General features: G+C 42.0%; 28 protein-coding genes and 1 pseudogene. 8 read left to right on the plus strand and 21 right to left on the minus strand.

The annotated features are described in order from the left end of the window. Positions 1–76 precede the first annotated feature (76 nt). Entirely contained in the window at positions 77–493 is a 417-nt protein-coding gene (locus Q7J41_RS02090) for a molybdenum cofactor biosynthesis protein MoaE (RefSeq protein WP_304884756.1), read from the minus strand. 385 nt (positions 494–878) lie between these two features. Here Q7J41_RS02090 and rsmH point away from each other — a divergent pair, with 385 nt between their 5' ends. Next, positions 879–1,928, plus strand: a complete 1,050-nt coding sequence (gene rsmH, locus Q7J41_RS02095) for a 16S rRNA (cytosine(1402)-N(4))-methyltransferase RsmH (protein ID WP_304884758.1) — start codon at positions 879–881, stop codon at positions 1,926–1,928. Positions 1,929–2,016: 88 nt separating this feature from the next. Here rsmH and Q7J41_RS02100 read toward each other — a convergent pair whose 3' ends face one another. The 4 genes from Q7J41_RS02100 to Q7J41_RS02115 form a co-directional block, all read right to left on the minus strand. Next, entirely contained in the window at positions 2,017–3,651 is a 1,635-nt protein-coding gene (locus tag Q7J41_RS02100; protein WP_304884760.1) for a diguanylate cyclase domain-containing protein, read from the minus strand. A gap of 83 nt (positions 3,652–3,734) precedes the next feature. Beyond that, positions 3,735–4,709, minus strand: a complete 975-nt coding sequence (locus Q7J41_RS02105) for a methyl-accepting chemotaxis protein (protein WP_304884762.1) — start codon at positions 4,707–4,709, stop codon at positions 3,735–3,737. A gap of 10 nt (positions 4,710–4,719) precedes the next feature. Next, the gene (locus tag Q7J41_RS02110) at positions 4,720–5,751 is read right to left on the minus strand and encodes an FIST signal transduction protein (RefSeq protein ID WP_304884763.1); all 1,032 of its coding nucleotides are present in this window, start codon (positions 5,749–5,751) and stop codon (positions 4,720–4,722) included. A 524-nt stretch (positions 5,752–6,275) separates the two neighbouring features. Beyond that, on the minus strand, positions 6,276–7,667 hold the full coding sequence (locus Q7J41_RS02115; RefSeq protein WP_304884765.1) for a phosphatidylserine decarboxylase: 1,392 nt from the start codon (positions 7,665–7,667) through the stop codon (positions 6,276–6,278). 231 nt (positions 7,668–7,898) lie between these two features. Here Q7J41_RS02115 and Q7J41_RS02120 point away from each other — a divergent pair, with 231 nt between their 5' ends. Further along, on the plus strand, positions 7,899–9,233 hold the full coding sequence (locus tag Q7J41_RS02120; RefSeq protein ID WP_304884766.1) for a C45 family autoproteolytic acyltransferase/hydolase: 1,335 nt from the start codon (positions 7,899–7,901) through the stop codon (positions 9,231–9,233). A 141-nt stretch (positions 9,234–9,374) separates the two neighbouring features. Here the strand turns inward: Q7J41_RS02120 and Q7J41_RS02125 are convergent, their stop codons facing one another. Continuing rightward, on the minus strand, positions 9,375–9,830 hold the full coding sequence (locus tag Q7J41_RS02125; RefSeq protein WP_304884768.1) for a GyrI-like domain-containing protein: 456 nt from the start codon (positions 9,828–9,830) through the stop codon (positions 9,375–9,377). A gap of 247 nt (positions 9,831–10,077) precedes the next feature. Between Q7J41_RS02125 and Q7J41_RS02130 the strand changes: the two genes are divergently transcribed. Further along, on the plus strand, positions 10,078–10,632 hold the full coding sequence (locus Q7J41_RS02130; protein ID WP_304884770.1) for an acetate uptake transporter: 555 nt from the start codon (positions 10,078–10,080) through the stop codon (positions 10,630–10,632). Positions 10,633–10,871: 239 nt separating this feature from the next. Here Q7J41_RS02130 and Q7J41_RS02135 read toward each other — a convergent pair whose 3' ends face one another. Further along, positions 10,872–11,597: a carbonic anhydrase gene (locus Q7J41_RS02135; RefSeq protein WP_304884771.1), complete on the minus strand. Its 726-nt coding sequence runs from the start codon at positions 11,595–11,597 to the stop codon at positions 10,872–10,874. A 299-nt stretch (positions 11,598–11,896) separates the two neighbouring features. Here Q7J41_RS02135 and Q7J41_RS02140 point away from each other — a divergent pair, with 299 nt between their 5' ends. The 3 genes from Q7J41_RS02140 (at position 11,897) to Q7J41_RS02150 (ending at position 13,844) form a co-directional block, all read left to right on the plus strand. Next, positions 11,897–12,790: a PLP-dependent cysteine synthase family protein gene (locus tag Q7J41_RS02140; protein WP_304884802.1), complete on the plus strand. Its 894-nt coding sequence runs from the start codon at positions 11,897–11,899 to the stop codon at positions 12,788–12,790. Positions 12,791–12,981: 191 nt separating this feature from the next. After that, positions 12,982–13,428, plus strand: a complete 447-nt coding sequence (locus tag Q7J41_RS02145; protein WP_304884772.1) for a LytTR family DNA-binding domain-containing protein — start codon at positions 12,982–12,984, stop codon at positions 13,426–13,428. Beyond that, complete coding sequence (locus tag Q7J41_RS02150) at positions 13,425–13,844, plus strand: hypothetical protein (RefSeq protein ID WP_304884774.1); 420 nt, start codon at positions 13,425–13,427, stop codon at positions 13,842–13,844. Before Q7J41_RS02145 ends, Q7J41_RS02150 begins: the two co-directional genes overlap by 4 nt. Here Q7J41_RS02150 and Q7J41_RS17745 read toward each other — a convergent pair. Then, positions 13,772–14,122: a DUF2804 family protein gene (locus Q7J41_RS17745; protein ID WP_370650971.1), complete on the minus strand. Its 351-nt coding sequence runs from the start codon at positions 14,120–14,122 to the stop codon at positions 13,772–13,774. The genes Q7J41_RS02150 and Q7J41_RS17745 overlap by 73 nt on opposite strands. Before the next feature lie 76 nt (positions 14,123–14,198). Here Q7J41_RS17745 and Q7J41_RS02155 point away from each other — a divergent pair, with 76 nt between their 5' ends. After that, on the plus strand, positions 14,199–14,855 hold the full coding sequence (locus tag Q7J41_RS02155; RefSeq protein WP_304884776.1) for a GAP family protein: 657 nt from the start codon (positions 14,199–14,201) through the stop codon (positions 14,853–14,855). A 6-nt stretch (positions 14,856–14,861) separates the two neighbouring features. On the opposite strand, the gene Q7J41_RS02160 is transcribed toward Q7J41_RS02155, so the two are convergent. The 4 genes from Q7J41_RS02160 to Q7J41_RS02175 all read right to left on the minus strand — a co-directional run bounded on the left by Q7J41_RS02160 (position 14,862) and on the right by Q7J41_RS02175 (position 18,577). Beyond that, complete coding sequence (locus Q7J41_RS02160; protein WP_304884779.1) at positions 14,862–15,803, minus strand: tyrosine-protein phosphatase; 942 nt, start codon at positions 15,801–15,803, stop codon at positions 14,862–14,864. Between the two features lie 53 nt (positions 15,804–15,856). Beyond that, complete coding sequence (locus Q7J41_RS02165; RefSeq protein ID WP_304884781.1) at positions 15,857–16,141, minus strand: DUF924 family protein; 285 nt, start codon at positions 16,139–16,141, stop codon at positions 15,857–15,859. A gap of 224 nt (positions 16,142–16,365) precedes the next feature. Then, positions 16,366–17,352 (minus strand): hypothetical protein, encoded by a 987-nt coding sequence (locus tag Q7J41_RS02170; protein WP_304884783.1) that lies wholly within the window; start codon positions 17,350–17,352, stop codon positions 16,366–16,368. Positions 17,353–17,482: 130 nt separating this feature from the next. Beyond that, complete coding sequence (locus Q7J41_RS02175; protein ID WP_304884785.1) at positions 17,483–18,577, minus strand: GGDEF domain-containing protein; 1,095 nt, start codon at positions 18,575–18,577, stop codon at positions 17,483–17,485. A 450-nt stretch (positions 18,578–19,027) separates the two neighbouring features. On the opposite strand from Q7J41_RS02175, the gene Q7J41_RS17750 reads away from it, so the two are divergent. After that, entirely contained in the window at positions 19,028–19,258 is a 231-nt protein-coding gene (locus Q7J41_RS17750; RefSeq protein WP_370650972.1) for an ATP-binding protein, read from the plus strand. 306 nt (positions 19,259–19,564) lie between these two features. Here the strand turns inward: Q7J41_RS17750 and Q7J41_RS02180 are convergent, their stop codons facing one another. The 9 genes and pseudogenes from Q7J41_RS02180 to Q7J41_RS02215 all read right to left on the minus strand — a co-directional run. After that, the gene (locus Q7J41_RS02180) at positions 19,565–20,191 is read right to left on the minus strand and encodes a DsbA family oxidoreductase (RefSeq protein ID WP_304884787.1); all 627 of its coding nucleotides are present in this window, start codon (positions 20,189–20,191) and stop codon (positions 19,565–19,567) included. Positions 20,192–20,263: 72 nt separating this feature from the next. Continuing rightward, positions 20,264–20,653, minus strand: a complete 390-nt coding sequence (locus Q7J41_RS02185) for a hypothetical protein (RefSeq protein ID WP_304884789.1) — start codon at positions 20,651–20,653, stop codon at positions 20,264–20,266. Between the two features lie 323 nt (positions 20,654–20,976). Beyond that, complete coding sequence (locus Q7J41_RS17755; RefSeq protein ID WP_370650973.1) at positions 20,977–21,165, minus strand: hypothetical protein; 189 nt, start codon at positions 21,163–21,165, stop codon at positions 20,977–20,979. Positions 21,166–21,205: 40 nt separating this feature from the next. Further along, a pseudogene (locus tag Q7J41_RS17760) lies at positions 21,206–21,298 on the minus strand (hypothetical protein); the annotation flags it as partial. Between the two features lie 149 nt (positions 21,299–21,447). After that, on the minus strand, positions 21,448–21,714 hold the full coding sequence (locus tag Q7J41_RS02195) for a hypothetical protein (protein ID WP_304884791.1): 267 nt from the start codon (positions 21,712–21,714) through the stop codon (positions 21,448–21,450). Between the two features lie 195 nt (positions 21,715–21,909). Beyond that, positions 21,910–22,395, minus strand: coding sequence for a hypothetical protein (locus Q7J41_RS02200; RefSeq protein ID WP_304884793.1), 486 nt, complete (start codon positions 22,393–22,395; stop codon positions 21,910–21,912). A gap of 156 nt (positions 22,396–22,551) precedes the next feature. Further along, positions 22,552–23,046, minus strand: coding sequence for an NUDIX hydrolase (locus tag Q7J41_RS02205; RefSeq protein WP_304884794.1), 495 nt, complete (start codon positions 23,044–23,046; stop codon positions 22,552–22,554). 227 nt (positions 23,047–23,273) lie between these two features. After that, positions 23,274–23,702 carry a transglutaminase domain-containing protein gene (locus tag Q7J41_RS02210; RefSeq protein ID WP_304884796.1) on the minus strand — a complete coding sequence of 143 codons (429 nt, stop codon included), beginning with the start codon at positions 23,700–23,702 and terminating at the stop codon, positions 23,274–23,276. Between the two features lie 127 nt (positions 23,703–23,829). Continuing rightward, positions 23,830–24,584: NYN domain-containing protein (locus Q7J41_RS02215; RefSeq protein WP_304884798.1), on the minus strand; the 755-nt coding region annotated here is incomplete at its 5' end.

Below are 24,584 nucleotides of genomic sequence, written 5' to 3' on the forward strand. Positions count from 1 at the left end.
GTCACAAAATATTAATTTTGCGACAAAACATGCATAGCGTTATTCGATCAAAGGTACTAAAACCTAGTTCGCAGTTTCAGACACCTGTCTTCTGCTCAATCTCGGTGACGCAGGTGGTTTTGATGGTTTCCACCAGAAACTGCAGGGCATCAATCACATGGGGGCGAATATCACCGCCAATGAGGACAAACATAATATCACCGCCCAGCTCCAGCTGACCTTCGTTAAGCCAGACCCGAGCATGGAAGATCCCGTCCATTTTTTTTGTAGCTTCAATCGCCGCTGCCACCTTTTCGGCATCATAAAAAAATTCCATGCCGGTGACCAGCGAACCATCATCCAGCCCCTGTCGTACCTTGGCTTTGGGAGTTTGGCGGACAGTGCCGTTATGAACCAGATACATGCCTTCCTGTAAGGCCTCGGGATCATTTTTGGCTTCTCTCAACCAACCATCAATAGATGGCGCCGTCTTTTTTGTATTTTCATTATTCAATCGCAGTTACTCCTTTATTTTTGTCGTTGTGTTGGTAAATCCTTTTACAATCGCACTCTGCAATCATCCCGCTGTCATATTTTAAAGCTCCAAACCGACAGGATCGATCCATAAAATCATAAATTCGAGATAATCTACTTTACCATATCCAGTCAGAATCTCAAAGTATTTGTTGCAGATAATAATCCATCGCAAATCTGTTGTTTCTGATTTGCTTTTACAAATAGTATTTGGTATCATAAGATTGATAGAATAGTACAAATCGATAAAAAGGCGGATGAAAAGATGAGCACAGCATTATTATATATAGAATCAAATATCCAATCAGTTTCACCATCAATTATTTATATCACTTCCACAAGGTCTAAATTGCGGGGGGGACTCAATGGATAATCAGGAACAAAAACACCAGCGACGCCCCCGCTATAAAGGCACCCACCCCAAAACCTACAAGGATAAATATAAGGAGTTACAGCCCGAAAAATATGCCGACACAGTCGAAAAAGTAATGCAAAAAGGCAGTACCCCAGCAGGAATGCACCGCTCTATTTGTGTCAATGAGATCCTCGATTTTTTGGCGATTAAACCCGGACAAACCGGTTTGGATGCCACCCTGGGGTTTGGTGGCCATACGCAAGCGATGCTGCAGTGTCTGGATGGCCAGGGTCACCTGTACGCCACCGATGTCGATGCCATCGAACTGCCACGAACCCAAAAGCGGCTGGCAGACAACGGTTATGGCTCGGAAATTCTGACCATCCGCCACTTGAACTTTTCCCAAATTGATGAAGTTGCTTTGGACTCCGGCCCCTTGGATTTTGTTCTGGCTGACTTGGGAGTGTCTTCGATGCAAATTGACAATCCCGAACGGGGTTTTTCCTTTAAGTTTGAAGGACCATTGGATCTACGACTGAATCCGGAAAATGGCATTTCTGCTGCTGAGCGGTTAAAAACCATTTCTCCTGATGAGTTGACGGGAATGTTCATTGAAAATGCCGACGAGCCCAATGCCGCTGCTATCGCCAAGGCCATTATCAGCCAGCGAAACAAGGGCATCGAACTGGCAACCACTACTCAGCTCCAGGAGATTATTAAAGAAGCCCTGAAATATATTCCCGGCAGCAACAGTAAGGAGTCCATGAAAAAAACCTGTCAGCGATGCTTTCAGGCCTTACGAATCGATGTCAATGACGAATACGAAGTCTTATATGATTTTCTGGAAAAACTGCCTGCTGTACTTGCTCCTGGTGGCCGGGTTGCGATCCTGTCCTTTCATTCCGGGGAAGACCGGCTGGTTAAAAAATCTTTTCAGCGCTTTTTTCGGGAAGGGGTTTACCGTGAGGTGGCTCCCGGCCCGCTTAGGCCCTCAGCCGCAGAATGCCATGCCAATGGCCGGGCTCGGTCAGCCAAATTACGCTGGGCGATCAAAGCCTGATTATCCTTTGGGCTTATTTGCCTATGCTATTGCTTTCGTGCCACAAAAACCTCACTTTGTCCATACAAATGTTGCGGTGAATAGAGATTTAATCCTGTTGTAACGACCCGGTTTCGTCGCCGGGTTTAAAATCGCGAATAATTTTTAAATTCTTTTTAATGATTTTTTTCTCCCGATACATTTTTTCATCAGCCTGGTTGATAATCATATCGATATATTCGTTAGTGTCACCGCTGAAGGTTTCAATCCCATGGCTGACACTAACCAAATAGCGTCGGTTTTCCGTGTCATTAATCTGCTCAAATTCTGCCACGATGCGTTGCCAAGCCGCTTCGGCATCGCTTTCATCCAGACCTTCAAAGATGATCAGAAACTCGTCGCCGCCTAATCTGGCGACAAAATCATTTTCCCGGATCCTATTCTTGATTCCGTTGGTGATCGTTAAAATCAGTTCATCCCCGACATCATGCCCCAGATAATCATTAACGTCCTTGAGACCATTGATGTCAATAAAACAGACTGAGACTTTGTTTTCGTTTTTCTCAATATTTTTGTATAATTGTTTCAGTTTTTCAAAACCGGTTCGGCGGTTAAAGATCCCGGTCATGGCATCATATTCAGAAAAATATCTTAGTTCATCATTTTTTACCTTATTGATGGTCAGCAAGGCACCTAAAAATAAGGCCAGTGAAAAAATCAGAAAATAAGCGAATAGATTATTTTTAAGAACCAGCAGGGCGGTATCAAACAGGTTGCCCGTCAGCAACTGGCCATCTTCGGTATCCGCTGGAATATAGGAAACAATGGTCCAGTCCCCTAGCCCCAGAGCCAGAGAATAGTCACTGTCCAGTTCCAGTTCATCGGCGGTCAGGATATTCGTATAATTGAAAACCCCCATATCGGAAATCTGGGAGCCGCTTTTCTCAATTTGAATGGTCTGCCAGATATCAGGATAATCTGTTTTAAAGCTGTCATCCAGCCGGTTAGCATACATAAATGACCAGGCTTTACCCGTGTCGCCGCTGTTATAAAGCCAATAGCCATCGGCATTGAGCATAAAAATATTGCCCTGACTGGTGGAGGCAATATTTCCCACCTGACTCAGCATATCATTCGCCGCATAATTTAGCACCACGATTCCCGCTAACTGACCTCTAGCGCCATAATAGGGCGTGGCCAAGCGGATCATCGGTTTGATCGGCTGCTCAATCTGATCATTTTCAACATTTAAATCCAACTTGGAAATATAGACCTGGTTATCTTTAAGTTCAATCGCCTCAGTAAAATAATAGCGATCCGCCTTGTTCTGAAGCTCGTCAGTGTCGGTGAGGGTGGCGCCGGTATCGGCATAATTGACCCGGATCACTTCATTGCCGTCGACATCAATAAAACGGATCTGATCATAGATCATTTTCCGGTTTGAAAAAGCCAGCCAGTGCTCCTCAGCCGCAGAATAGTCGCCCCGGCCACTATCTCCTAATTTCAACGCATCGGTGACATACAAGAGATCCGTTGCCAGCCGATTGACCTTATTGGAGATGATGGTTTTTTCGACTCTTACCAGCTGTTCTTCCTGGGTCATGATTTCGTTTTTCTGCGCCGCATCGACATTAACCTGGATCACCAGGGTAATCACAAAAAACACCAGGCTGAGGATCAGAAATAACCCCACGGTATAGAGAATTGTTTTTTTTGTATCTTTACTAATGGTTTTATCAATCAAGGTAAGAACTCCTTCTATATTAATATGAATAGATCTGAGTTTATTGTACCTTAATCAAATCGTTAAAACAAGGGTATTAACAGCTAAAAGATCTGCGACTCCGGCAATTCACTAAACAGCTTGATTTGATTTAAATGATTTAAAATTCTCATATAATAATCGGATTTGACTTGAACGGCTGCGATCAGCTGTTCGAACTCCTGGTTTTCGGTTTTTGACCGCAATACTACATTAGTTAAGTTTGTGGCGATCATTTCCATATTATGAACATTTGTAGTTTGGGAGCCTTGAACCAGATTAATATGTTCCTCAACCTGCCCCTCCGCGGCAACGATGTTTTCAAGCAACTGGATCGATTCCTCAGTTTTCTGGGAAACTTCGCTGACGACTTTTTTCCCATCAGCGGCTTTGGCATTTAACTTTTCCACAATCACATTCATATTGTTTAATGCGTCCAGAATCTCGGTTGCGTTTTTCTTTGAATAGTCCGCCAACTTTTTTACTTCATCGGCGATGACCGAAAAGCCATTGCCAGCTTCCCCGGCATGTGCCGCTTCGATGGATGCATTGAGGGAAAGAAGATTTGTCTGAACAGCAAGCTTTGAAATAATGGTCGAATAATTTCGGATACTGAAGTACTGTTTTTGGGTTTCAATAATCATCTCGGAAAACTCTTCGAAAACAGTATTGACCCGATTCATTTCCGCAGCCAGACTGCCGATGCCTATTTTGGCCGCCTGGATTTCCTGAGAGGCGTTTTCCAGACTTTTATAAACGCCCTGTACCTGTTCCTGAGTATGTTGGGTATTGCCAGAAAGCGATTCCAGATGGTTTTCGATTTGTTCAATTTGTTGCGTCGTATAGCCGCTTCCATTAAATAGCTCGTTCAAATTAAAGGTAATAATACCTTCTTCTTTGAGTAGGTTATGCATCTGTTTATTCATATCACTGGACAACTCAAAGATTTCGTTAAAAAACTCGGTGGAGCGGTTCCTGTTATTTTTTCCAGAGCCCGGATCGGTTAAAATTTCGTCTAAATCATTTGTTTTATTTGTCATAGCAGGCCTCCTATTCTACCAGTAAAAGAACCATGGTCTGATTAAAATGGTTCTTGAAATATTGCTCTCCATAACTGACAAATCCGGTTTGATTTTTGCAGATGGATAATAACTCGGCATCAACATTGCGCCAGGATTTATTTTCAATAAAATACAAACTACGAAGAATGCAATTGATGGACAGGACAAAGCTGGGCCTGAATTCCACTTGACTTATCGTGTCGTTGATGACTTCAGGATGGTTTTTTAATTCGAGGACATCGACAAAGGTATTCGGAATAATCTGGGCGTAAAATGTGATTGATCGGTCTGAATTGATCTTCATCGGAGAGGCAATGTAGATATCATCATCAGCACTTTTACCTAATGGGTTTGACATAAAATATTTTTCTAATTCAGACACATTGACGCCAAGCATTCTGGCGTATTCAACCGATGCTGGTTGATGGTTAAAGGTTTTAACAATGCGCTTGATGGGATCAGCTTCGGTGACTAGCATTTTTTTTCCGCAGGGACCGTATAAGTTTTCCTTGATCAGTTGTGTCCGGGTTTTGGCATTAAAAAATAAGGCCACACTATGTACTTTTTTTGAGCCGATGTAAATGCTGGTTTCTTTAAAATTCAAATTGTCTCCAGCACTGCCGCCGATTATCTTGAATTGCGGATCGGTGAAAAAAAACGTCGTAATAATGCTTTCTTCCATGGCTGACAACCCATCGCACAATAAAAAAGTAAAAGCATTTTTGTTGTGTTTTACTTTTTCATAGGCTTTTTTCAATGTCTTCAGACCTTTTGCTGGCGGATATAAGAGTTCAACCACTTCGACGTTTCCAGGATCGTAAGAAAAACCGGTGATCGCAGGATCACGGAAGCCTTTGGGGGTAAATTCACCTGAGGTTGAACAGAGGATGACACGCTCATCAAATTTACCGGCTAATTCCTTGACCATCGCAACACTGGTAAAAACAACATAAGATTGGCGATCATTTTTTTCAATGGCCAATATGAGTTCCTCTGGAGTTTGATACAAAAAAGAATTCATTAAAATTAATTTTCTCCTTCTTTTGATAAATTCGATGTTTCTGCAGTCCTAAAATAGGGACGACGGGGATTATTTTGAGATGTTATTTTATATATCATCGATAAAATGTTCAATTTTCTCACAATAGCGAAAATAAAACGACTTAAAGATTGTTTTTTAATGCGTTCACCCCGTGAAACTTTACCATTATATCATGCGTGAAAATATTTACGAAAATAACTGCTGGAAATTTTTGCATTACCCTCAGATAAGTGATCAATTTTAGAGCATTTAAATTTTTAATGAAATTAGCTTTATTAATCAAACCAGCTTCGCAATTATTTTTCGGTTCTCCCCAATCACCTACACTATCCGGTGATTGGGGTCATTACCAAAAAAATAGGGCACGCTACGTTTGACCGGTCTTCTTTGTCATCCGTAGCGTACCTGAGGTTTTTCTACTAGCACAAGTTATTGGCTGAAACATCGATTCTAATGCTCTTGTATCAAGTCAGAGAAAGTTGTTAATCGGCAGGCAACGATTTTTAAATAGTTTTTTGTCTTCTAGTTGCTACTGCAACGCCGCCAACCAGCACTACCATCAAGATCACTGCAATGGCACTCTCCTTGATTGCATCTGACTGTGAATCGGCGTATGCTGTTGGGGTACCGGTCATGACGCCATAGGATTCGCCCATCAGCAGATGAGCATAGCCTTCACTGTCGGTGTTTTTTGTAGCGGTCATTTCAAAACCAGCGCCGTTCTGGAAGATCATGACATAATCCGAACCGCCAAAGAGGAAATAGCCGAGCATATCGCCCTTTTTTACGACCGCTCCGGGTTTGATGTTATCTTCAAAAAGAACCGATGAAACCTGGGACATCCCAACCGGCAGCAGAGCAACCAGACCATAGTCTGCCGTTTCCATAATCACACAGCCCCGGGTTTCAACCGCCTGCCAGCCATAGTCTTCGGCATTGAGCATGTAGCGGTTGGCTTCCGCATCCCAATAGGTAATCCCGCCCACGGCATCGTCCTGGTAAATACTGCGAACCTCCAGAATCGTGCCGCTCACCGGAAAGTGAAAGCGATGGTAATCCTGAACGTTCAGAAAGGTGTGGGTTAAAACGCCGCCGGCAAAGGCGTCACTATAAGCACTACCGGCGCCCAGCAGCGATGGAATCGAATCAAAGGTCAGGGATTTTATTTTCACCCCATCCCCGACTACCCGGGAATCGCCGTCGATCTGCCACACTCCCTGAGGCACTGAATCAGCGGGAGCCACCACCACCGCCTCATCCTCGGGCGAGGCAATCGGTCGTGCTGATGGTGAAACCAGATAACGGCTGAAGAAATCATTAAAACTATGCCAGTTGGAGGGGTCTTCGTACCAACCGTTCTGCAACCCAAAATCGGGATTATTATAGGCCGTCTGATAATAGCTGTCATTCCAGGATGCAGGAGTACTCAGGTATTCCCCCCATTCCTTGGTGAATTTGATCATCCAGGAGCGGTACGGCTCATGGTATTGCAGTGAATTATTGTAATATCCCATATCTTTCAGCTCTTCTAATGGCTGATCGGTGATATAGTAAAAATAATCCAGGCTCTGATCGATCTGATCGTAGAGACCCGGATACTCGCTTCCCACATTGGGCAGGATGGTCCAGGGCATAGCTTTGTCCGCCCAGTCAATAAAATCATAAAACTCATCCAGCGACTGCACCGGATTGGAGTTTTTGTCAGGATTAACCGTTTTGGCCTGCTCAATGGATTTGACCAACAGGGTTTCCAGCTCAGGGTTATGCTCAACTAATAAGATCAATTCTGCGGTGATGGGCTCATGAACCGGGTTCTCGGCCCAGACGACCGGGGTCGACAACAGTAACAAACTAACAACCAGAAAAAGGGACAATAGTCTTTTCATTCTCTTCATACTTTTCCTCCTGAATTAAATTTGTCTTGCATTCTTGCTTATTAAATCATTATACCCATAAAATACTGACTATGCCAGTGACAGAAAAAATAATTGACTTCCATACTAAAATTCTCAGTTTTTTTCGACTGCTTTTATCGCATTATTTTATAAATCTTACACTGATTATTTATCGCTAAAATGGATAAATATATTACAATAGTTAAAAATAAACGCAGGGAGAATGAATGGATGAGAAAGAAAGCGCAATTAGTCACGTTATGTTTATTGTGCATCACTGTGGTTTTTTTTACCCTGGGATGTCAACCGCAAAAAACAACCCCGGATTCCAAGTCGGCTTTTGTTACGCTAGAAAGAAAAGATGGTGGCTACTTTTATGGCGAAATCGATTTAACCCAAATGACCCACACCCAAATGGGTGTGGAATACGCTAACGCCATTGTTGCGGTATTCCCCGATTATGAGCAGCATGTGGATTCGATGTTAAAAGACCAGTTTGATTTGCTGGCCGCCGCCAAAGAAAAGATTGGCTATGATTTAAACTTTGAGTTATGTACTGCCCGAGCCACCGACATTCAGAGCAATTTACAAGCCGAGTACCAGGACGAAATCGCCGGTATGCAGACCGTCTTTAGTTATGACCAGGATGTTTTGGGAGATGGCAGGATTTCGCAAAATGAACTGCTGGTTTACCAGCTATTCGGTGATGTTATGCGACCCACCCAATGCTCTGGAGCCGCTGCCTTTGGCGATGCCTCAACCACCGGATATACCATTGTTGGCCGAAATCTGGATTGGGATCTACTCCAGCATGATGATGCCTCCGCCATGCACACCGTCCTTTACATTAAGGATGGCGATCAGTCCCTGGTGATGTTCAATATCCTCGGTTCATTGGTTCCTATTTCCGGCTATAGCGACGATAAAGTTTTCGTGGCTTCTCTGGATGCTGAAACCATGGCTCCCTACCCGGACACCAGCGATAAAAAATCCTATTTCTTTGATTATCGCTATGCCCTGGAAAATTCTAAAACGCTGGAAGAAGCCGCTGCCAGTCTTTCAACCGAGAGCTACACCATGAATCATCTGGTCTTAATGGCTGATGAAAATAAGGCTCAGGTTCTTGAAAACAATATCGGTAGTCCCGGACGGGGACTACGTAGCTGGGATTCTGCCCTGCAGCCCGGCATCACCTGGGGCATTAAGGACACCCTCGCCACCGTCAACGATTTTCGTCTGGCTGGAAATTATGCAACACCTGAAGATGATCCCATTGATGATCTGCGCTGGGAAAGTTATCGCAACAATATCACCAATGCTCTAACCACCGGAAAAATTGATGTCGCTAAAATGAAGGCGATCGTCGGATACAGCGGCACCGATGGCAAGCCGGTTCCCTCCGGGGCAGTCTTCCGTTCCGATCATATCCCCAGCATTCAATCGATGGTGATCCGCATGGATACCCTAGAAACATGGATTGCCTTTAAACCATCCGGTTCCAATCCTCTCAATCCCACCTATGCTGAGGTTTTTTCTGAAAATCCCTTTACTGAGGGACAAAACTAAGGCCACAGCATCGTTAATGGATTAACCACCAATTCGACATACTAATCCTGGGAGCTAAAAAGGGGCGGCTGATTGTGTCAAAGACACAACCCCACCGCCCCTTTAGGCGCTCTTAACTATTACCTCTGAAACTGCCCGCATTCAGCCGATTGGCACGCAGATTTCACACTGGTGGTTTTTAACCATTACGGCTGCATATCTTTCCGTAATCGGCCGGGAATCATCCACCTGATAACCGTGTTTACTGAGTTCTAAAAACAGCTCAGACCAGGCCTGCTGCATAGCTTCCGCCGTATGCTCGATTTCAAAAACTGCGTATTCCCCAGGGCTGACCTGACCAATTTGGACAACACTGTCACTGATCTGCTGATCCGCCCTGACAATCAGACCAACATCATAGCGACAGTCTTCCGGTTTTGTCGTGGCGGGATTATCCCAGGTCAATCCCAAAATAATTGATTCGTCATTTAATAAACCTCTGGTTGTAGCCCAAGTTTTTAATTTTTCCATGGTCTGAATATTCCCCACACCATAGGATCCCATTCTCCGGATATATGCAATCTCAGATTCCAGGATCATTTCAATTTTCATTTTCATTTTTTTGCTTCCTTTCAATCAACTATTCAGACCGGTCTATAAGCAATTTACCATGATTTAAAATGAAAAAAAACAGAAATTTTAAAAAAGATTTCAATTGAACTAATTTCCCAGTTATGCATTACTACTTCCCCCTGTCATCGTACTGGAAAAGTAATTTCTTAAATAATTATTGAGTTTACTCCCGAATTATGTTATTCTTTAGCGAATGTCTTATATTCAAATCAAAAGAAAGGAGGTAATTATCATGTCAAATCATTCAAATATTGCCAATCCGGCACCCCTGGGTCTATTAGGTTTTGGGATGACAACCATCCTACTGAATTTGCACAATGCTGGTTTCATTCCGCTTTCAATCGTTATTATTTCAATGGGATTTGCTCTTGGTGGTGCCGCTCAAATCATTGCCGGGATCATGGAATTCAAGAAAAATAATACGTTTGGGGCAACTGCTTTTACTGCTTACGGATTCTTCTGGTGGTCACTGATCATCATCTGGATTAAACCATTTCCGGGAATCGAGGCAGCCGACCCAATCAGCATGGGCTTTTATTTAGGACTATGGTGTTTATTCAGCGGATTTATGTTCATTGGAACACTAAAACATAATCGTGCCACTCAAGTTGTCTTTGGTTCGCTAACTGTTTTATTTCTATTGCTTGCCGCAGCAAACTTTACAGGCATAGAATCTATCCATACTGCTGCTGGATATGTTGGAATCTTCTGTGGACTTTCAGCATTTTACAGTGCTGTAGGCCAGATTCTTAATCAGGAATACGGTAAGACAATCCTGCCATTATAATCATTTTTCGAATTTTCTTACCATTAAGGGCTATTACACTTTTCGTAATAGCCCTTAAATTTTAATAACTAGGGTTTTTTTTTGACTAATTTGCTCCCCCGAACCCATCAAGCTAAACCAGCATAGATCGTGTCCTGCCAGTCTGATAAGAGACCGTTGCAACGATGGTCGCCTGCCCTGGAAAATCACAGACTAACATTTTTGTCAGATAATCAGCCACCGTTAGTTACATAAATATTTTACTCTGATAAAAATTCAACTTTTCCGGTATCAAGATCGTATTTGGCTCCGACAACCTTTAATTTGCCACTTGCTACAAGCTCTTCAACAATTGGACTTTTTTCTATTTCTGCGATGGCGTTTTTTATATTTTCATCAATCGCTTTTTCATAGACCTGATCTTCAGCAACGCCTGAAGCCTTCACTTTTTCAACAGCAGGTTTGATTTTTTCAACAATCGAGCCAATACTGCCTGGTGCTTCTCCACCTTCTTGCGTTGCTTTTACAGCGCCACATTTTTCATGACCCATTACGACAACCAGCGGGCTTCCAAGGTGTTCCACAGCATATTCGATACTTCCTAGTGATACTGGATCGATAACATTTCCGGCAACACGGATTTCAAACAAATCTCCTAATCCCTGATCAAATATCAGCATCGGAGGTACCCGCGAATCAGAACAACTTACAATAACTGCAAACGGAAACTGTCCCGCTACGGACAAGTCCTCACGTTTTGCTTCACTGATGTCCTTCGTGGTGGTTTCAGCACTTACAAATCTTGCGTTTCCTTCTTCAAGCAACTTCAGCGAATCCTCTGCTGACACATTTTTCATTTCATCTGTCGGTTCATTAGTACTGGTTTGACTCTGCGGCGCACAGCCGGCAAAAATCATGCTAAATGTCAGCATGATAATTGCGCAAATCATATATTTTTTCAGTTTTATTCTCGATTCCATAAACATCGTTATTTTCTCCTCTTATTTAGTTGAATTGTAGCGATATTGCTATATTACGGCATGCTGACGTGGTACTCACCCAAAATGGTCTAACTACCGCCTCCTTCAATTAATGTCCTAAATTCTTCAATTTTCATTCTATCCCCTTCTGTATCAGCATCGAGTTTAGTACCTTAAATTGCGCCAACCACCATCTGTTTTTTAACCATTTTTTATAAATGATTGTTTTTCACTTTATTTTTGTACTATAATAAAGGTATTCATTAATATTGTTTACAGAAAGGATTACTCAATTGAAGACATTCATCCATAATAATATTTTAGAAACCATCGGCCATACCCCGATGGTTCGGATCAATCATTTAAATCCTAACCCCAATGTGGAAATCCTGGCGAAGTTCGAAGGCGTTAATCCAACCGGAAGCATTAAGGATCGGATTGCCCTTAAAATGGTGGAACAGGCTGAGGCTGAAGGTGTTTTAACCAAAGACAAGATCATTATCGAACCGACCAGCGGCAATACCGGGATTGGTTTGGCCATGATCGCTGCCGTAAAGGGCTATCAACTGGAAATCGTCATGAGCGAAGCCGTCTCCATCGAACGCCGTAAAATGATTCAAGCCTTTGGGGCGACCGTTACGCTGACCTCTCCAACTGAAGGAACCGATGGTGCGATTCGCAAGGTACGGGAATTAATTGCCGAATATCCGGAGCGATATTTTAATCCTGATCAATTCAGCAATAAATATAATAAGCTCGCCCACTATTCCACTACTGCCGAGGAAATCTGGGAGCAAACCCAAGGAAAAATCACTCACGTTGTTTCTTCTTTAGGCACCTCCGGCACCATCATGGGTGTTGGCATGGGACTTCGCCATCACAATCCAGAAGTGAAAATTGTGGAAGCCCAGCCGGTACTTGGTCATTACATCCAGGGGCTTAAAAACATGGACGAAGCCATTGTTCCGGCCCTGTATCAACCCGAAGCTATTGATGAACATATCATGGTCGAATCGGAAATCGCCTTTGATTTTGCCCGTCAAATTGTCAAAAAAGAAGGGATTTTTGTGGGCATGAGCAGTGGCGCTGCCATGTACGCCGCTACTGAGGTGGCCAAGAAAATTGATTCTGGTCTGATTGTGGTGATCTTCCCTGATCGTGGCGAGAAATATCTCAGTACGGATTTATTTAAGCTGTAAGTTTTCAAGTGACAGGTGATATGAGCATTCTCATATCACCTGTTTTATTTTGCCAAAGCAATCCGATTAAGTTAAGTACGGGACAAAATTAGCGCCTTTTGTAAGATACTGAACCGATATTGCATCAAAACGAAAAAAACTAGTTTTTGATAAATAAATGCTTTAGTATATAACGTGTAGGAGGGAAACGAATGAAACTGATATTTAAAACCGATACCAACATTGCCGCCGAAACGGCGCTTATTTTTACGCATCCAAAGGAACAGGCGATAAAACAACAGATTGAGATGGCTATCCAAATGAAAGAAAAAACCATCACCGCAGTTAATACAATGAATAACCGGAATATCCAAGTTCCGATTCGGGCGATCCTGATTGTCGAATCTGAGGAACGCATGTGTAATTTACGACTAACGACCGGAGAGCTGTATTTATACCCCAAAAGGCTAAAATATGCGGAGGCCGATTTCATAAACAATGGCTTCATCCGGATCAACAATCAAACGATCATCAATATCAAAGAAGTTAAACAATTTGCACCCACAACAAATGCCAGAATTGAACTAAGCTTAAGTGACGGTTCAACATACTTTATCAGCAGGCATTACATTAAAAATTTTAGGAGGGCTCTATCATGATAAAAAATTTGAAACAATCGTTCTTTCAGGTATTCGCCGTTACCTCGGTCTGGATCACACTGCTACTGACCATTTTTTTCAACGGTCAAACCATCGCTTTGAATTATCTTTGGAACTTAATTGGAATTTCTGCGATTTTCGCACTTTTATTTGGTGTCATCTACAGCGGTTTGTGGAACTACCTGACTTTAAAACCAATCACCAATATTCTGATTACTTCCATTTTGAATATTGTCGGCGGCTTAACCTCCGTTTGGCTGTTTTCCTCAGAAATGTTTTATTTTATAGCCCCGTGGATTCCTGGTATGCTGGTTCTTTCATTAGTATTACACATCCTTGCTTTCTATGTGTATGCAAAAATCGATGCTAAAAAAAAAGCTGAGGAACTAAATGATTTGGTAAAAAACAAGCAATAATAATGAGCCGTTTTGAATGTCAATTCTAACTGTTCCGGCTTGGAATATGACAAACGAAACGTCTCTAAAAAATCATATTCTACATCGTAAATCGGTGTCATCACAAATTGAAATTTTCCCTCTTCATTCCGAAATTTCCAGGGCTTCATATAATCCGTCGTATCGATTTCAGTATGAAGTCTGCCTAAGCTGTGTCTAACTCCAAAGCTTGCCACGACGACTAGGGGGCATTTGTACGTTCTTTTGTTAACATCTCTATAAAAATAATACGCAACCACCCTGCTAGTGGTTTAGATGCACTCACTACAGGGTATAAACAAAACACCGATCAAATTTTGAAACAAGGAGACGATCATGGAGCGAACATTTCTGGAGATCTTACCCCTAGCCATTGGAGCAGCAATCAGTCCAACTGGTCTTTTATTTGTGATGATGATTTTAAGCGGCAAAGACAATTCAAAAAAGAGTGCCCTGGGCTTTGTTCTGGGCGGAACCCTATTTCTGGTTATTCTGGGCATGTTTATTTTTTTCACAGCCAAGCCGGTGGTAAATTCAACTAATCACCCGAATGTTACATCCAGTATCATCGATATTTTGCTGGGTGTTCTGATTCTGGGCATTGTGGTCAAGTCCGTCTTTTTTAAGAAAAAACCGAAAACCGATGCAGCCAAAAAGAAAAAAAAACCTTATCCAATTATGGGATTTCTTTATATGTTCATCAACATATCAACTCTGATCCCTTTTATCGCAGCTGTTAAAATCATCTCTATGAATAAACTAGCGCCCTGGGATGGTGTTTTCATTCTATTGGCAACAATTTTGATCACGATGTCAATGATTGCCTTCCCGGTTATAATCAGCTACGCAATGCCAAAAGAATCGCAAAAAATACTGGGTCCAGTAAATGGGTTTATGTCCAAAAACGGCACAAAAATCAGCAATGTTTATTTCACGCTGATGGCCTGTTATCTTGTTTACCATGGAGTAATGGGGATTATGAAAATAATCTAGTCCTGATTATTCAAGATACCGGTCTTTCAACTTTGCTATATCTTTATCCGTCAGTCCAATCTCCTCTTTTAAGAAGACATCCATTGAACCATATTTTTCATCGATGGCTTCGAACATTTTTTCCATATAGTTTGGATCCGCACCTACCGCCGCTTTGACGCCTTCAAGGATTTTAACATCCGAAGTTTTTTTCTCAGCGGCACTGACCACATAAGCGATATTTTTCGCATTAAAATCATTGGTCAAGATAAAATCTTCCATAATCGTATTTCGATCGACCCCCAGCGCTGAAAGCAGTAAAACAGCGGCTACTCCGGTACGATCCTTGCCTCCGGCACAATGAAACAGAAACGCACCGTCTTTATGGGCGAGTAATTTTTGAAAGAATTCGTGATATGCATTTTGACCATACGTATCCATAACAAGATCTGAATACATCGTATCGCTGATTGTGCCATTTTCAACCTGAGCGATCGCATGATCGATGGGATCACCCGTATACCCGGCCGTCATTACGGCATAAGCGGAACCGCTTTCATCAATAATCGGAATGCGCTCCTCGGTGACACCCTCAATGGCAGGATCCAGAGCAGCTTCAATTTCAGCTGTTGTCCGTAAATCAATAACTTCGGTCAGCTGAAATTTATCAGTTAAGGCGGTAATATCGTCGCTGGTAGCAGCTGATAATTGCCCTGTTCGCAGTAACACACCATCTTTTATTTTTTTCCCGTCAGTTGTTATATAGCCCCCCAACTGCCGGGCGTTAGCAACCCCGGTCAAGCCGAGTGACTGACTTTCCTGGGTGACTGTATTTTCCATCTGTTTTTCGCCACTTGAATTGCCGACTTCTTTTTCCCCGCTGTTAACACCACATCCTGCCAAAGCAAAAACACTGACAAAAGTAGTGACACATAAGGCCACCAGAACACTTTTCTTGTTTTTTTCCATTGCGATTCCTCCCTTTTTCCGATTTTGTGTAGTTAAGTATTTTGTGTTTCACTTTAAAAGCTGCTGCCTGGTTGTTTCAGAAATTCGATTTCATCCGGGGTGGACACACGTTTCAACATCGCATTGCGGTGGGGATAATGTCCAAATTGATCAATGATCTTCTTGTGCATGATTTCGTATTCTAATGTCGCCGGATCACCGAGCTCTGCAAAAAGTGACAAGGCCGCTATATGAATGCCTGCCGACTCCGAATGCATAAAGGGCATCAGGACAAACCGCCGTTGTTCCTGCGACAGTTTGGCAAAATCCGGATGGATTAATTCGCTAATTCTAGACATTCTTTATCTCCAATCAATCAATTTATCTGTTTGCGCAATTTTCTTTCCGATCATTATTTTTATTCGACTTGTAATTCATTCATATTTATTATACATTTTTTCGCCACCACAGGCTATGTAAAAATATAGGATGGTTTGAGTTTTGACAAAAAACAATCACCCTGTCAGTTGTTTATCCACCAGGATGATCAAAATATGAAAGAATGTTTATTTAATATCCGTGTTTAAATCGTATTTAGTGAAATCGTAGGTGCCACGCTGATGCCGGTGCTGATTTTGGCGCATTCGACGCCATAGACATCGTCACCAGCCGCCGTGACGCTGGTCGCGGTGACGGTGCTGCCATCCGGTTCGATGTTCTTGGGGGCAGCGCTGTCCGGCTGAACATTTAGTGTGTAGCCGTTCAAATCGATGTTAACACCACAGCCATTCAGGGTGATTGGCAGGGGATAATCAATATTTGCTGTTAACTTCAAGGTACAGTGATTGGTATACTTATCCAAGGTATCAAAAGTATCAAAGATATTGCAACTATTGCTGTAATACACTCTTGTTAATTCTCTCCCCAGATTTAGCGTAGCATCTGGAATGCTATGGCTACCCACGCTGTAATTCAGATTGCCATTATATATTAAGGTTAAATATTCTTTAGTCAGTTTGGGATCATTGCCAATTTGGGAATTCCTTGTCGACATTTTGTTGTAGAGGGTTTTATAATCAGTCATATAAGTAGTAAAACCGTCAAGTTTTTGACCCAGATCGTTGGTTTCTATCTTCTTACTTATCTCTTTCAGTTGCGTTTGCATATCGCCGAGTTGTTTGTCGATTGCGTCGAATCGCTTCTCATCCATCGCCTGCAATGATGCCAAAACGGAGGTGGTTTTATCCTCATAAATTAAACTGAAGGCCTCATCGATACTTTTACTACCGATCTTAGTTAGTGCCTCGCCCGCGAGCTTATCCAGCGCCCAGTCAACCGCAGGATTGATAAGATTTGAGGACACACTGTCCGCTTCGGCAGCCTCACTTTCCGCTGTTTCGGTTGCGTATACCGGAGCTGACAGACTCATCACCAGCGACAGTGCCAGCAGCAGTGCGATCTTTTGCGTCACCATCACAATCATGGCAAAAGCGGAGATGACGAACTTTTTTGGTGGAACTAAATGATCTGGTAAAATACAAAAAATAATGCTGTAAATTTTAGCAACCATAATAAAATGAACCCTTCATGTTAGATAGAAAACTGCTAACATAAAGGGTTCATTTTTAATTACTGGTTTTCGCTAACGATCAAAGCCAGGTGATCATCTCGCACAGCCGCACTTCCTGCCGGCCACCGGCTTAGACGACTTTGTTTTTGCCTTGTCGTTTTGCTATGTATAACCGTTCGTCGGCACGACGTACCAAGCTGTCCAACTCATCACCTTCTTTAAATGCGGCAACACCAAAACTGCATGACAAATGGCCAATTTTCTCAAATGAATGCTCCCCAATCATCACTCTCAACTTTTCAGCAATTTCAACCGCCAGCTGTAAATGCGTATCAGGAAAAGTCAGAATAAATTTGTCTCCTCCCCATCTGACAAAAATATCAGAACTCCTGATGTTTTGTTGAATGAAATTGGCAAGCTCCAATAAAACCGCATCACCCACCAAGTGACCATATTGATCATTGAGCTCCTTAAAATTATCAATATCAAACATCACAATTGATAAATGCCCACACTGCTGTTTGACAGTGATTGTCAGTCCCTGGTAATCCTTATTAAACTTTGATTTATTATAGATCCCGGTTAATGCATCGAGTTCTGCCACTCTTAACAATTCGATCAGATTCAGATAATGAAACCGCTTGTAATAGTTGGTACCATAGGATGCGATACTGCAGATAAAAATAATCAGGATAATAAACAAAACAGCTGCCAGGTAGTCTGAAGTTGATACATTATTTAAAAATACGGCAACGAAAACAAAATAACTGATACTCAGAAACAACGATGTAAAAATCGAATACAGCCAGCGGTTATTGATCAGATAAACAAGCAGAATCATCACAATCACGCTGATAACCTGGATCATAAAGTCCATTGTCATCAAGCTGGAAACAATATAAATTAGTGACAGCCCAATCATTATTTCGTATACGGTAAACCAGTAGATCAGGGAATCCCAGTTTTTGTCCTTTGATACCTTGATAAACAAAATAATCAAGGCTGCTGTCATGAAACTACTGATGATGAAGGCGGCGAAAAAATCAGATGGGTCTTCGATAATGTAATATTCTGGTACAATCATTAAGAAGGTTAATATGGCAACAACCAGGATCGTCAATCGGAGCACATTAAAATTTCTGGAAATCTCCGCCTGATAAAACTCTTTTTCGAGGGCTTCTTCCCTGAATTCCCCTAAATAAATAGGTGTTTTTTTGAATTGCATCGGATCCATCTTGATCACCCTTCCTTTTTAATCATTAAACACTTGGATATAGAGTTATTTACCCTGCAAAAATTACCTAAATCAAAATCAATAGCCTAATTTAAAAACTTCTGTTGCCATTGCCGAACCGAGCCAAGGTTTGGTCAATGCCCTGCGCACACGGGATCATGCTTCCCGCCAGGTGACTATCCATGTCAGCCTGGCCACCTGCCTCACGAGAAATTCATTCTTTTCAATGATTTTCCTCATTCGCTCCCGTAATTTTTATTGGGTTACCCTGGTCTGCCAGATTGATACCCGGTCATCCGATGCGACATACATTTTATCGCCTTCTTTACCCGATGATAAAAGAATGGTGAAAGAGACGTTCTAAAAGAGATTTTTGATTGATTTTTAGGATCTTTTGTAGTTTAATATTATAGTAAATATTGAATATTTAGGAGAATTTAAATGGCAAAACAATGGTACCCAGTTATTGATTATGTTTCTTGTGTTAGTTGTGGTAGTTGCACCGAAAAATGTACCCACGGTGTCTATGATACCGAGAAAGTCCCTGCCGCTCATGTCATTTATCCAGATGGCTGCGTTGATCATTGTCATGGATGCGGTAATTTATGCCCAAGTGGATCAATTACCTATAGCGGTGATAATACGGGTTGGGTTCCACCTAACCGGCTATAATTTTATCCAGTTTCTTTTTCACACACATCTGCCCCAGTGCATTACCATCGGCGTGGAAACCGGTGATGGGGAGATTCTTGAATTTATGAATAAGGATTATTCCCGGGAAGATATCGTAAACCAAAGTGCCCGTCTGGATACAGCCTACATCACCTATAATTATTTTTATCTGACTGGCATCTCAGGTGCTGGCCGAGAAAAGATCGGTTTGGTGGATCAACACATCAGATGCCCTTGCGGTGATCACCTAAAAAAACACCCCCGGCAGATTATCTGTCAGAGGTGTTTTTGGGAAATTGCCCTTGTTTATTTTAACCCTTCAATCACTGCCACAAAAGTATCAACTGTTTGTGCGCCATTTATGGCCTCTTTTCCATTAAACAAGAAATGTGGTACACCATGTATTTGTCGTGTATAGGCATTGGCTTCATCTTGCCTGACCTCTTCAGCAAAAGCCGATGATTCTAAAATGCGTAATGCTTCGACTCGGTCTAATCCCACTTCTGCTGCTATCGCCGTTAACACGTCAAAATCTGAAATGTTTAATGCATCAGTAAAATAGCTTTTCATCACCGCTTCAGTATAGGCCTTCTGCTTGCCCATATCCTTGGCATAATGGGACAAACGGTGAGCATCAAAGGTATTGGTCGGCTGCAGTTTGTCAAAATTGAACTCCAGGTCAACTTCTTTGGCAACATTGATGATATTATTGTTAGCCGTTATTGCTTGTTCCATGCTCATCCCATATTTCTTTGCAATCAGTTGATTGATGTTCTCTTCATAGCTCTTTTTAGCGTTCGGATCTAATTCAAACGAATTAAAGACGATCTCGACTGCTTCGGTCATCCCTGTTTTCTCAAGGGCTAAGGCAAGCTTTCTTTCCCCAATATAACAAAAGGGACATACATAATCTGACCAAACTTCTACTTTCATTGTAGTTTACCTCATCATTCTTACCGTTGGTAAGACCTTTCAACTAATGTATGTGTGCCTGGCGCTAGCTGCCTAATCGATTGTCTGAACATCGACTGGAATCCACATTTTAGGGTTATAATTAAGGGTATATTTGTACTTTGAAACGTTGGTCTCGCCTAAATCTTCCAGCACGTAGGTAACGTTGTCACTTAACCCGATAAAATGCTTTTTATAGCTACCGTCTTCATCTTCGACAATGACTTCTAACTGATTGTCGGCGGTGTCGGCGGTGATTGACCTTTTCCCTGTCATTTGAAACAAAACGTCGCCCTCAATACAATTGATAACCGTTAACTGCCTGACAACATTGAAGTTATCAGCTTGTTGCGACAAGTTGTAAGAAACTTTTTCGGCTTCGCTTTCGCAGCCGGTCAGCATTAACACACCCATTAGGGCAATAAATAATGATATTTTTTTCATAAATAATTATCCTTTCACATTCTTTTACTAATTTTCGGCTTTGTTCATAACGTTTTGCTGAAGAACCGAAATATCTCTATTGGTAACGTGCAAAATACGTCGATGTTATGGCCATAGCATCAATAACCATTGCCATATCCGTTGCATTTTTTTCTTTTGCATAATCAAACATTATTTTCTATCTTTTAAAACTTGTTCGTTAATCGGAACGACGCTTCATGTTACCGGCGGTTATGATTTTGTGGCACCCGAGCTACAATCACTAAGACAGCCATGATTAGGGCGAGTTTTTGAAACGTTTTTTGGTTTTTCATTTGATCTCTTTATTTCTTAACAAAAGGTCGCTCTACCCTCCCCGGTGCTTCACTTCCTTTTAAAACTACCTGGATCTTGATCCCCTCCATGCGGTAACCAAAACCTTCGGTACCAGTCGGATCTCCATTCTTTGCCCAATCCAGCCAACCCATGTTCTGGATATGAACCTTGATAATAAACATCAAAAAGATCGGCATCCGCCCCAGTTAACTCAATTTTAATGGCTTCCAGGCGCAGCGATTCCCCCGTCGTGCCGCTTAATGCTCCATTCGCCGCATATGCCACGGCGGTCTCGAGGGCTGAAAAATCATCATATCCCGCAAAGCTCATATTGATTGCCCGCACCTCGGGGCGATTTTAATATCCGCATTGCCGGCCACTCCGGAGATCCCCATCTCATTATTGGCAATCACTGCAACAACGGTGTCTTCATTCTTAACCTGATCCCAGGTCTGATCGGCGCCGAGCGCTTCAAATTGCTAGGCTTGAGCTAATTTAGGATCGTTTGGCAAGGCTGGAAATTTCATATAAGTATTTTTTTGAGCAGCCAACACATGGCGATTCTTTAGCAGCTCTAAAACCAGTGCATCGACCTGATCGCCATCCTTGACTTTGATAATATCAACCTGATCATTTAATTTTTTACCGGCTTCGATCTGATTCGTCGTCAGCCCCTGATCTTTAACTGAGCCGTCATTTTGATAAATTATAACGATTTCGTCATCAATGTTAGCATCATCTTCCAAGTTCCTGATTTGACTATAACTTTGGAGGCCTTGACTGGCGGCGACCACTCCGATTGGTAAACCGGAAAAAGCGATAACCACGATGAGCTAAATGATAATATACTTCTTTAATGTCATCTGATACCTTCTTTCAAGTGCTGATGTTTCATAAGTTAAGTGCTCCTGACACCGGGGCTCACCTGGGTAGTAGATATGTCAGTTCTGTAGCGCCATCGAATCGATCTGATCATAAATCAATTTTTCCTCTGCACAGTGACCCATTTTTCCGCCAATAAATGCATAGGTTCCGATGACCTGTCCTTTTCTCTGTTTGACCGCCGCAGCAATATCCTGATGAACCTTGTCACTGTTCTTCAGATCAGCAAATTGCTGAAAAGTGATGATTGTAACCAGTTTCCCCGAAAAATCAGCGTTCTGAAGAAAGGCATTCATCGCTGGCACGGCATTGCTTGCCCAGATCGGCTGCATTAAATAAACATACGTTGCACCAGTGATTTCATACCAGGGGTTGCCCTGGAGTTGAGATCCTTTTTTAAAAATCGCCTGCAGAAAGTTTCCTTTTTTCTTTTCCCGTAGTTCAACTATCTTACCACCGAGACGTCCGTTTAAGCGCTTTGCACCACTTCTGGTATTGCCATCTTTTGAAAAAAAGACAATAACTGCTAAATTCTCATTTCCCATCGTGTTTCTCCTTTAAAAATAATAGCTTCTCGGCAGTCTGATGATCGCTAGAGGTTAATCAATTTCTGCCACAATCTCAATAACCATGATGAGATAACGGGGTAATTTTTAAGTTAATCATGCCTGACACCGGGGCTGGGAAAACCGTCCATCGACTCATATAGACTGTTTGAAAACAAAATGCTTTACATTTTCCGGCATTGTAATTAAGTCATCCACTAGATTTGTTGGATAAAACTTTACATTTTTTAACTCGGACAATGGAATCCAGCAAAAATCCAAATCAATTTGCATATTTTCCAGTTCATCAATGACTCTAAACACACCGTCCAACGGAATTTGCGTATCGTCCTGTAATGAAATATGATAATACAGACTGATTTGCTGACAAGGTCGATTGCCCCATGGGAAAAAATTCTCGCCCACAAAAAGCAATTTTTCAACTTGAATATCCGCATTGATTTCTTCCTTGAATTCCCGAATTAAAGCTTCCTGGGAAGTTTCCCCCCTTCGTACATGGCCCCCTGGAATCGAGTAACCATCATCATTTAGGGGTTTTTGCAGGAGTATTGTTTCATTCTGCACAAGCACGCCAGCGATTCGATAAGAAAAAATAAATTCTTCGCTACGATATAGAATATCATGATTCATCTTAAACCTCTTCACTTCCATTATTTAGAACAACACACGATGCATCCACTTTAACTGTAATCAAACGATTCTCCTGAAATTAATTAACATTATCAACTTCCCGATCTGGCGTTCTATCCGTTTTTTTTGATGATAAGTTAAGTGTTCCTGGCACCGTCGTATTTACACGGCGCACGAAGCTGTCACTTGAAAATCATGAGAGCGAAATTCTTAAACGCCAGGATCGGTTAACTGAGTGAAAACTGCGCATTAACACCGGGTTTATTACCCCTGGCATCAAGCCTGATCCAATTTTTTTCAATAAAAACAGCATTATAGGCATGAACACAGTACCCCAACGAGTCATCGTCTGCCAAAGTAATATGCTGAAAACAGAAGCCGGTGGGGATCTCCTGAGATCGCAGGAGTGCAGCTAGCAAATTTGCTTTAGCATGACAAATACCGGTTTGGTGGATCAGTACATCCGATGCTTTTGCAGTAATCATTTGGGCATTGCAGTCAAACGTATGGGGAACTTCATCCCTGACAAATTCAAAGGCGGTTCTTGTCTTTTCAACATCATTCATGCCAGTGGGAAATAACTGCTGTGCTTTGTTCTGGATTGCCAAATGATGAAAATCAATGATGTCAGTTGCCTGTAAAAATTTTTGCGTCATACTTAGTTTCCTTTCGTTGTTTTTGCTGTGTTATTTTATTCGGTGGCCCTCATACTTAATATATGCTCAAATACGGGTAATCCGAGTATTCCGATCATTCTATATCATGGCCTGATTTTTAGCCATACTAAATCTGCTTTTTATTCTTCCTTTTTAATTTGACCTTGTTACCATCAACAGAAATTTCTTCAATACTTCTCAAAAAGCTGGAAAAGCGGCTGAAGCCATAATCATGGATATTGAAATGCCTATGATTTGTTTTTAACGCCTCATGTATTTTAGATAGGTTTTCAACAACCCCACCGCATTTGGTGATCATCTCGACTATTTCATTTCTAACCGTCATGAAATCTACATCATTTTTCATCTTGACGAAGACAGTTCCATCCTTTTCTTCTAAGTATATTTTGGGAAATTCTTCCCGAATAAAAACATTGAGTTTGGTATAACCATAATTTCTGACATCAAAATCAGTATATAATTTGCCCAGTGATGAACCTACCAGTCCCAGGGTGACATAATCTGCTTCCGCAATCATGTCTAATATTGATTCCTGAATTTGACTGATTGGGGTAACATTAGATTCTGTTATCTCCAGCATTTTGGCATTATTTTCATGCTGACGATTCTCGATAATCGCTTCGATCTTGGGCTCGTCCGATGCGATCAAATCAAGATGCACAAATTTGTTGCAGGCTTTGGTGAGCGCCAGAGGGGTCTTTGATTCCCCCATACCAATCACATACGCTTGTGATTCTCTTAATCGCATGGCCAATTTGGTAAAATCACTGTCACTGGTGACAATGCAAAACACATCGATATTATGCGAGTACAGCATGTCCATGGCATCAATCACCATAGCCATGTCGGTCGCATTTTTTC

It is taken from the genome of Acetobacterium sp., from assembly GCF_030652775.1.
Classification (GTDB): domain Bacteria; phylum Bacillota; class Clostridia; order Eubacteriales; family Eubacteriaceae; genus Acetobacterium.

What these genes read in the sequence shown, in the direction of transcription:
- rsmH (WP_304884758.1), top strand. Translation starts at nt 879, where the DNA reads ATGGATAATCAGGAACAAAAACACCAGCGACGCCCCCGCTATAAAGGC.
- Q7J41_RS02105 (WP_304884762.1), bottom strand. Translation starts at nt 4,709, where the DNA reads ATGACAAATAAAACAAATGATTTAGACGAAATTTTAACCGATCCGGGC.
- Q7J41_RS02110 (WP_304884763.1), bottom strand. Translation starts at nt 5,751, where the DNA reads ATGAATTCTTTTTTGTATCAAACTCCAGAGGAACTCATATTGGCCATT.
- Q7J41_RS02115 (WP_304884765.1), bottom strand. Translation starts at nt 7,667, where the DNA reads ATGAAGAGAATGAAAAGACTATTGTCCCTTTTTCTGGTTGTTAGTTTG.
- Q7J41_RS02120 (WP_304884766.1), top strand. Translation starts at nt 7,899, where the DNA reads ATGAGAAAGAAAGCGCAATTAGTCACGTTATGTTTATTGTGCATCACT.
- Q7J41_RS02125 (WP_304884768.1), bottom strand. Translation starts at nt 9,830, where the DNA reads ATGAAAATGAAAATTGAAATGATCCTGGAATCTGAGATTGCATATATC.
- Q7J41_RS02130 (WP_304884770.1), top strand. Translation starts at nt 10,078, where the DNA reads ATGTCAAATCATTCAAATATTGCCAATCCGGCACCCCTGGGTCTATTA.
- Q7J41_RS02135 (WP_304884771.1), bottom strand. Translation starts at nt 11,597, where the DNA reads ATGTTTATGGAATCGAGAATAAAACTGAAAAAATATATGATTTGCGCA.
- Q7J41_RS02145 (WP_304884772.1), top strand. Translation starts at nt 12,982, where the DNA reads ATGAAACTGATATTTAAAACCGATACCAACATTGCCGCCGAAACGGCG.
- Q7J41_RS02150 (WP_304884774.1), top strand. Translation starts at nt 13,425, where the DNA reads ATGATAAAAAATTTGAAACAATCGTTCTTTCAGGTATTCGCCGTTACC.
- Q7J41_RS02155 (WP_304884776.1), top strand. Translation starts at nt 14,199, where the DNA reads ATGGAGCGAACATTTCTGGAGATCTTACCCCTAGCCATTGGAGCAGCA.
- Q7J41_RS02160 (WP_304884779.1), bottom strand. Translation starts at nt 15,803, where the DNA reads ATGGAAAAAAACAAGAAAAGTGTTCTGGTGGCCTTATGTGTCACTACT.
- Q7J41_RS02165 (WP_304884781.1), bottom strand. Translation starts at nt 16,141, where the DNA reads ATGTCTAGAATTAGCGAATTAATCCATCCGGATTTTGCCAAACTGTCG.
- Q7J41_RS02170 (WP_304884783.1), bottom strand. Translation starts at nt 17,352, where the DNA reads ATGGTTGCTAAAATTTACAGCATTATTTTTTGTATTTTACCAGATCAT.
- Q7J41_RS02175 (WP_304884785.1), bottom strand. Translation starts at nt 18,577, where the DNA reads ATGCAATTCAAAAAAACACCTATTTATTTAGGGGAATTCAGGGAAGAA.
- Q7J41_RS17750 (WP_370650972.1), top strand. Translation starts at nt 19,028, where the DNA reads ATGGCAAAACAATGGTACCCAGTTATTGATTATGTTTCTTGTGTTAGT.
- Q7J41_RS02180 (WP_304884787.1), bottom strand. Translation starts at nt 20,191, where the DNA reads ATGAAAGTAGAAGTTTGGTCAGATTATGTATGTCCCTTTTGTTATATT.
- Q7J41_RS02185 (WP_304884789.1), bottom strand. Translation starts at nt 20,653, where the DNA reads ATGAAAAAAATATCATTATTTATTGCCCTAATGGGTGTGTTAATGCTG.
- Q7J41_RS17755 (WP_370650973.1), bottom strand. Translation starts at nt 21,165, where the DNA reads ATGCCGATCTTTTTGATGTTTATTATCAAGGTTCATATCCAGAACATG.
- Q7J41_RS02200 (WP_304884793.1), bottom strand. Translation starts at nt 22,395, where the DNA reads ATGGGAAATGAGAATTTAGCAGTTATTGTCTTTTTTTCAAAAGATGGC.
- Q7J41_RS02205 (WP_304884794.1), bottom strand. Translation starts at nt 23,046, where the DNA reads ATGAATCATGATATTCTATATCGTAGCGAAGAATTTATTTTTTCTTAT.
- Q7J41_RS02210 (WP_304884796.1), bottom strand. Translation starts at nt 23,702, where the DNA reads ATGACGCAAAAATTTTTACAGGCAACTGACATCATTGATTTTCATCAT.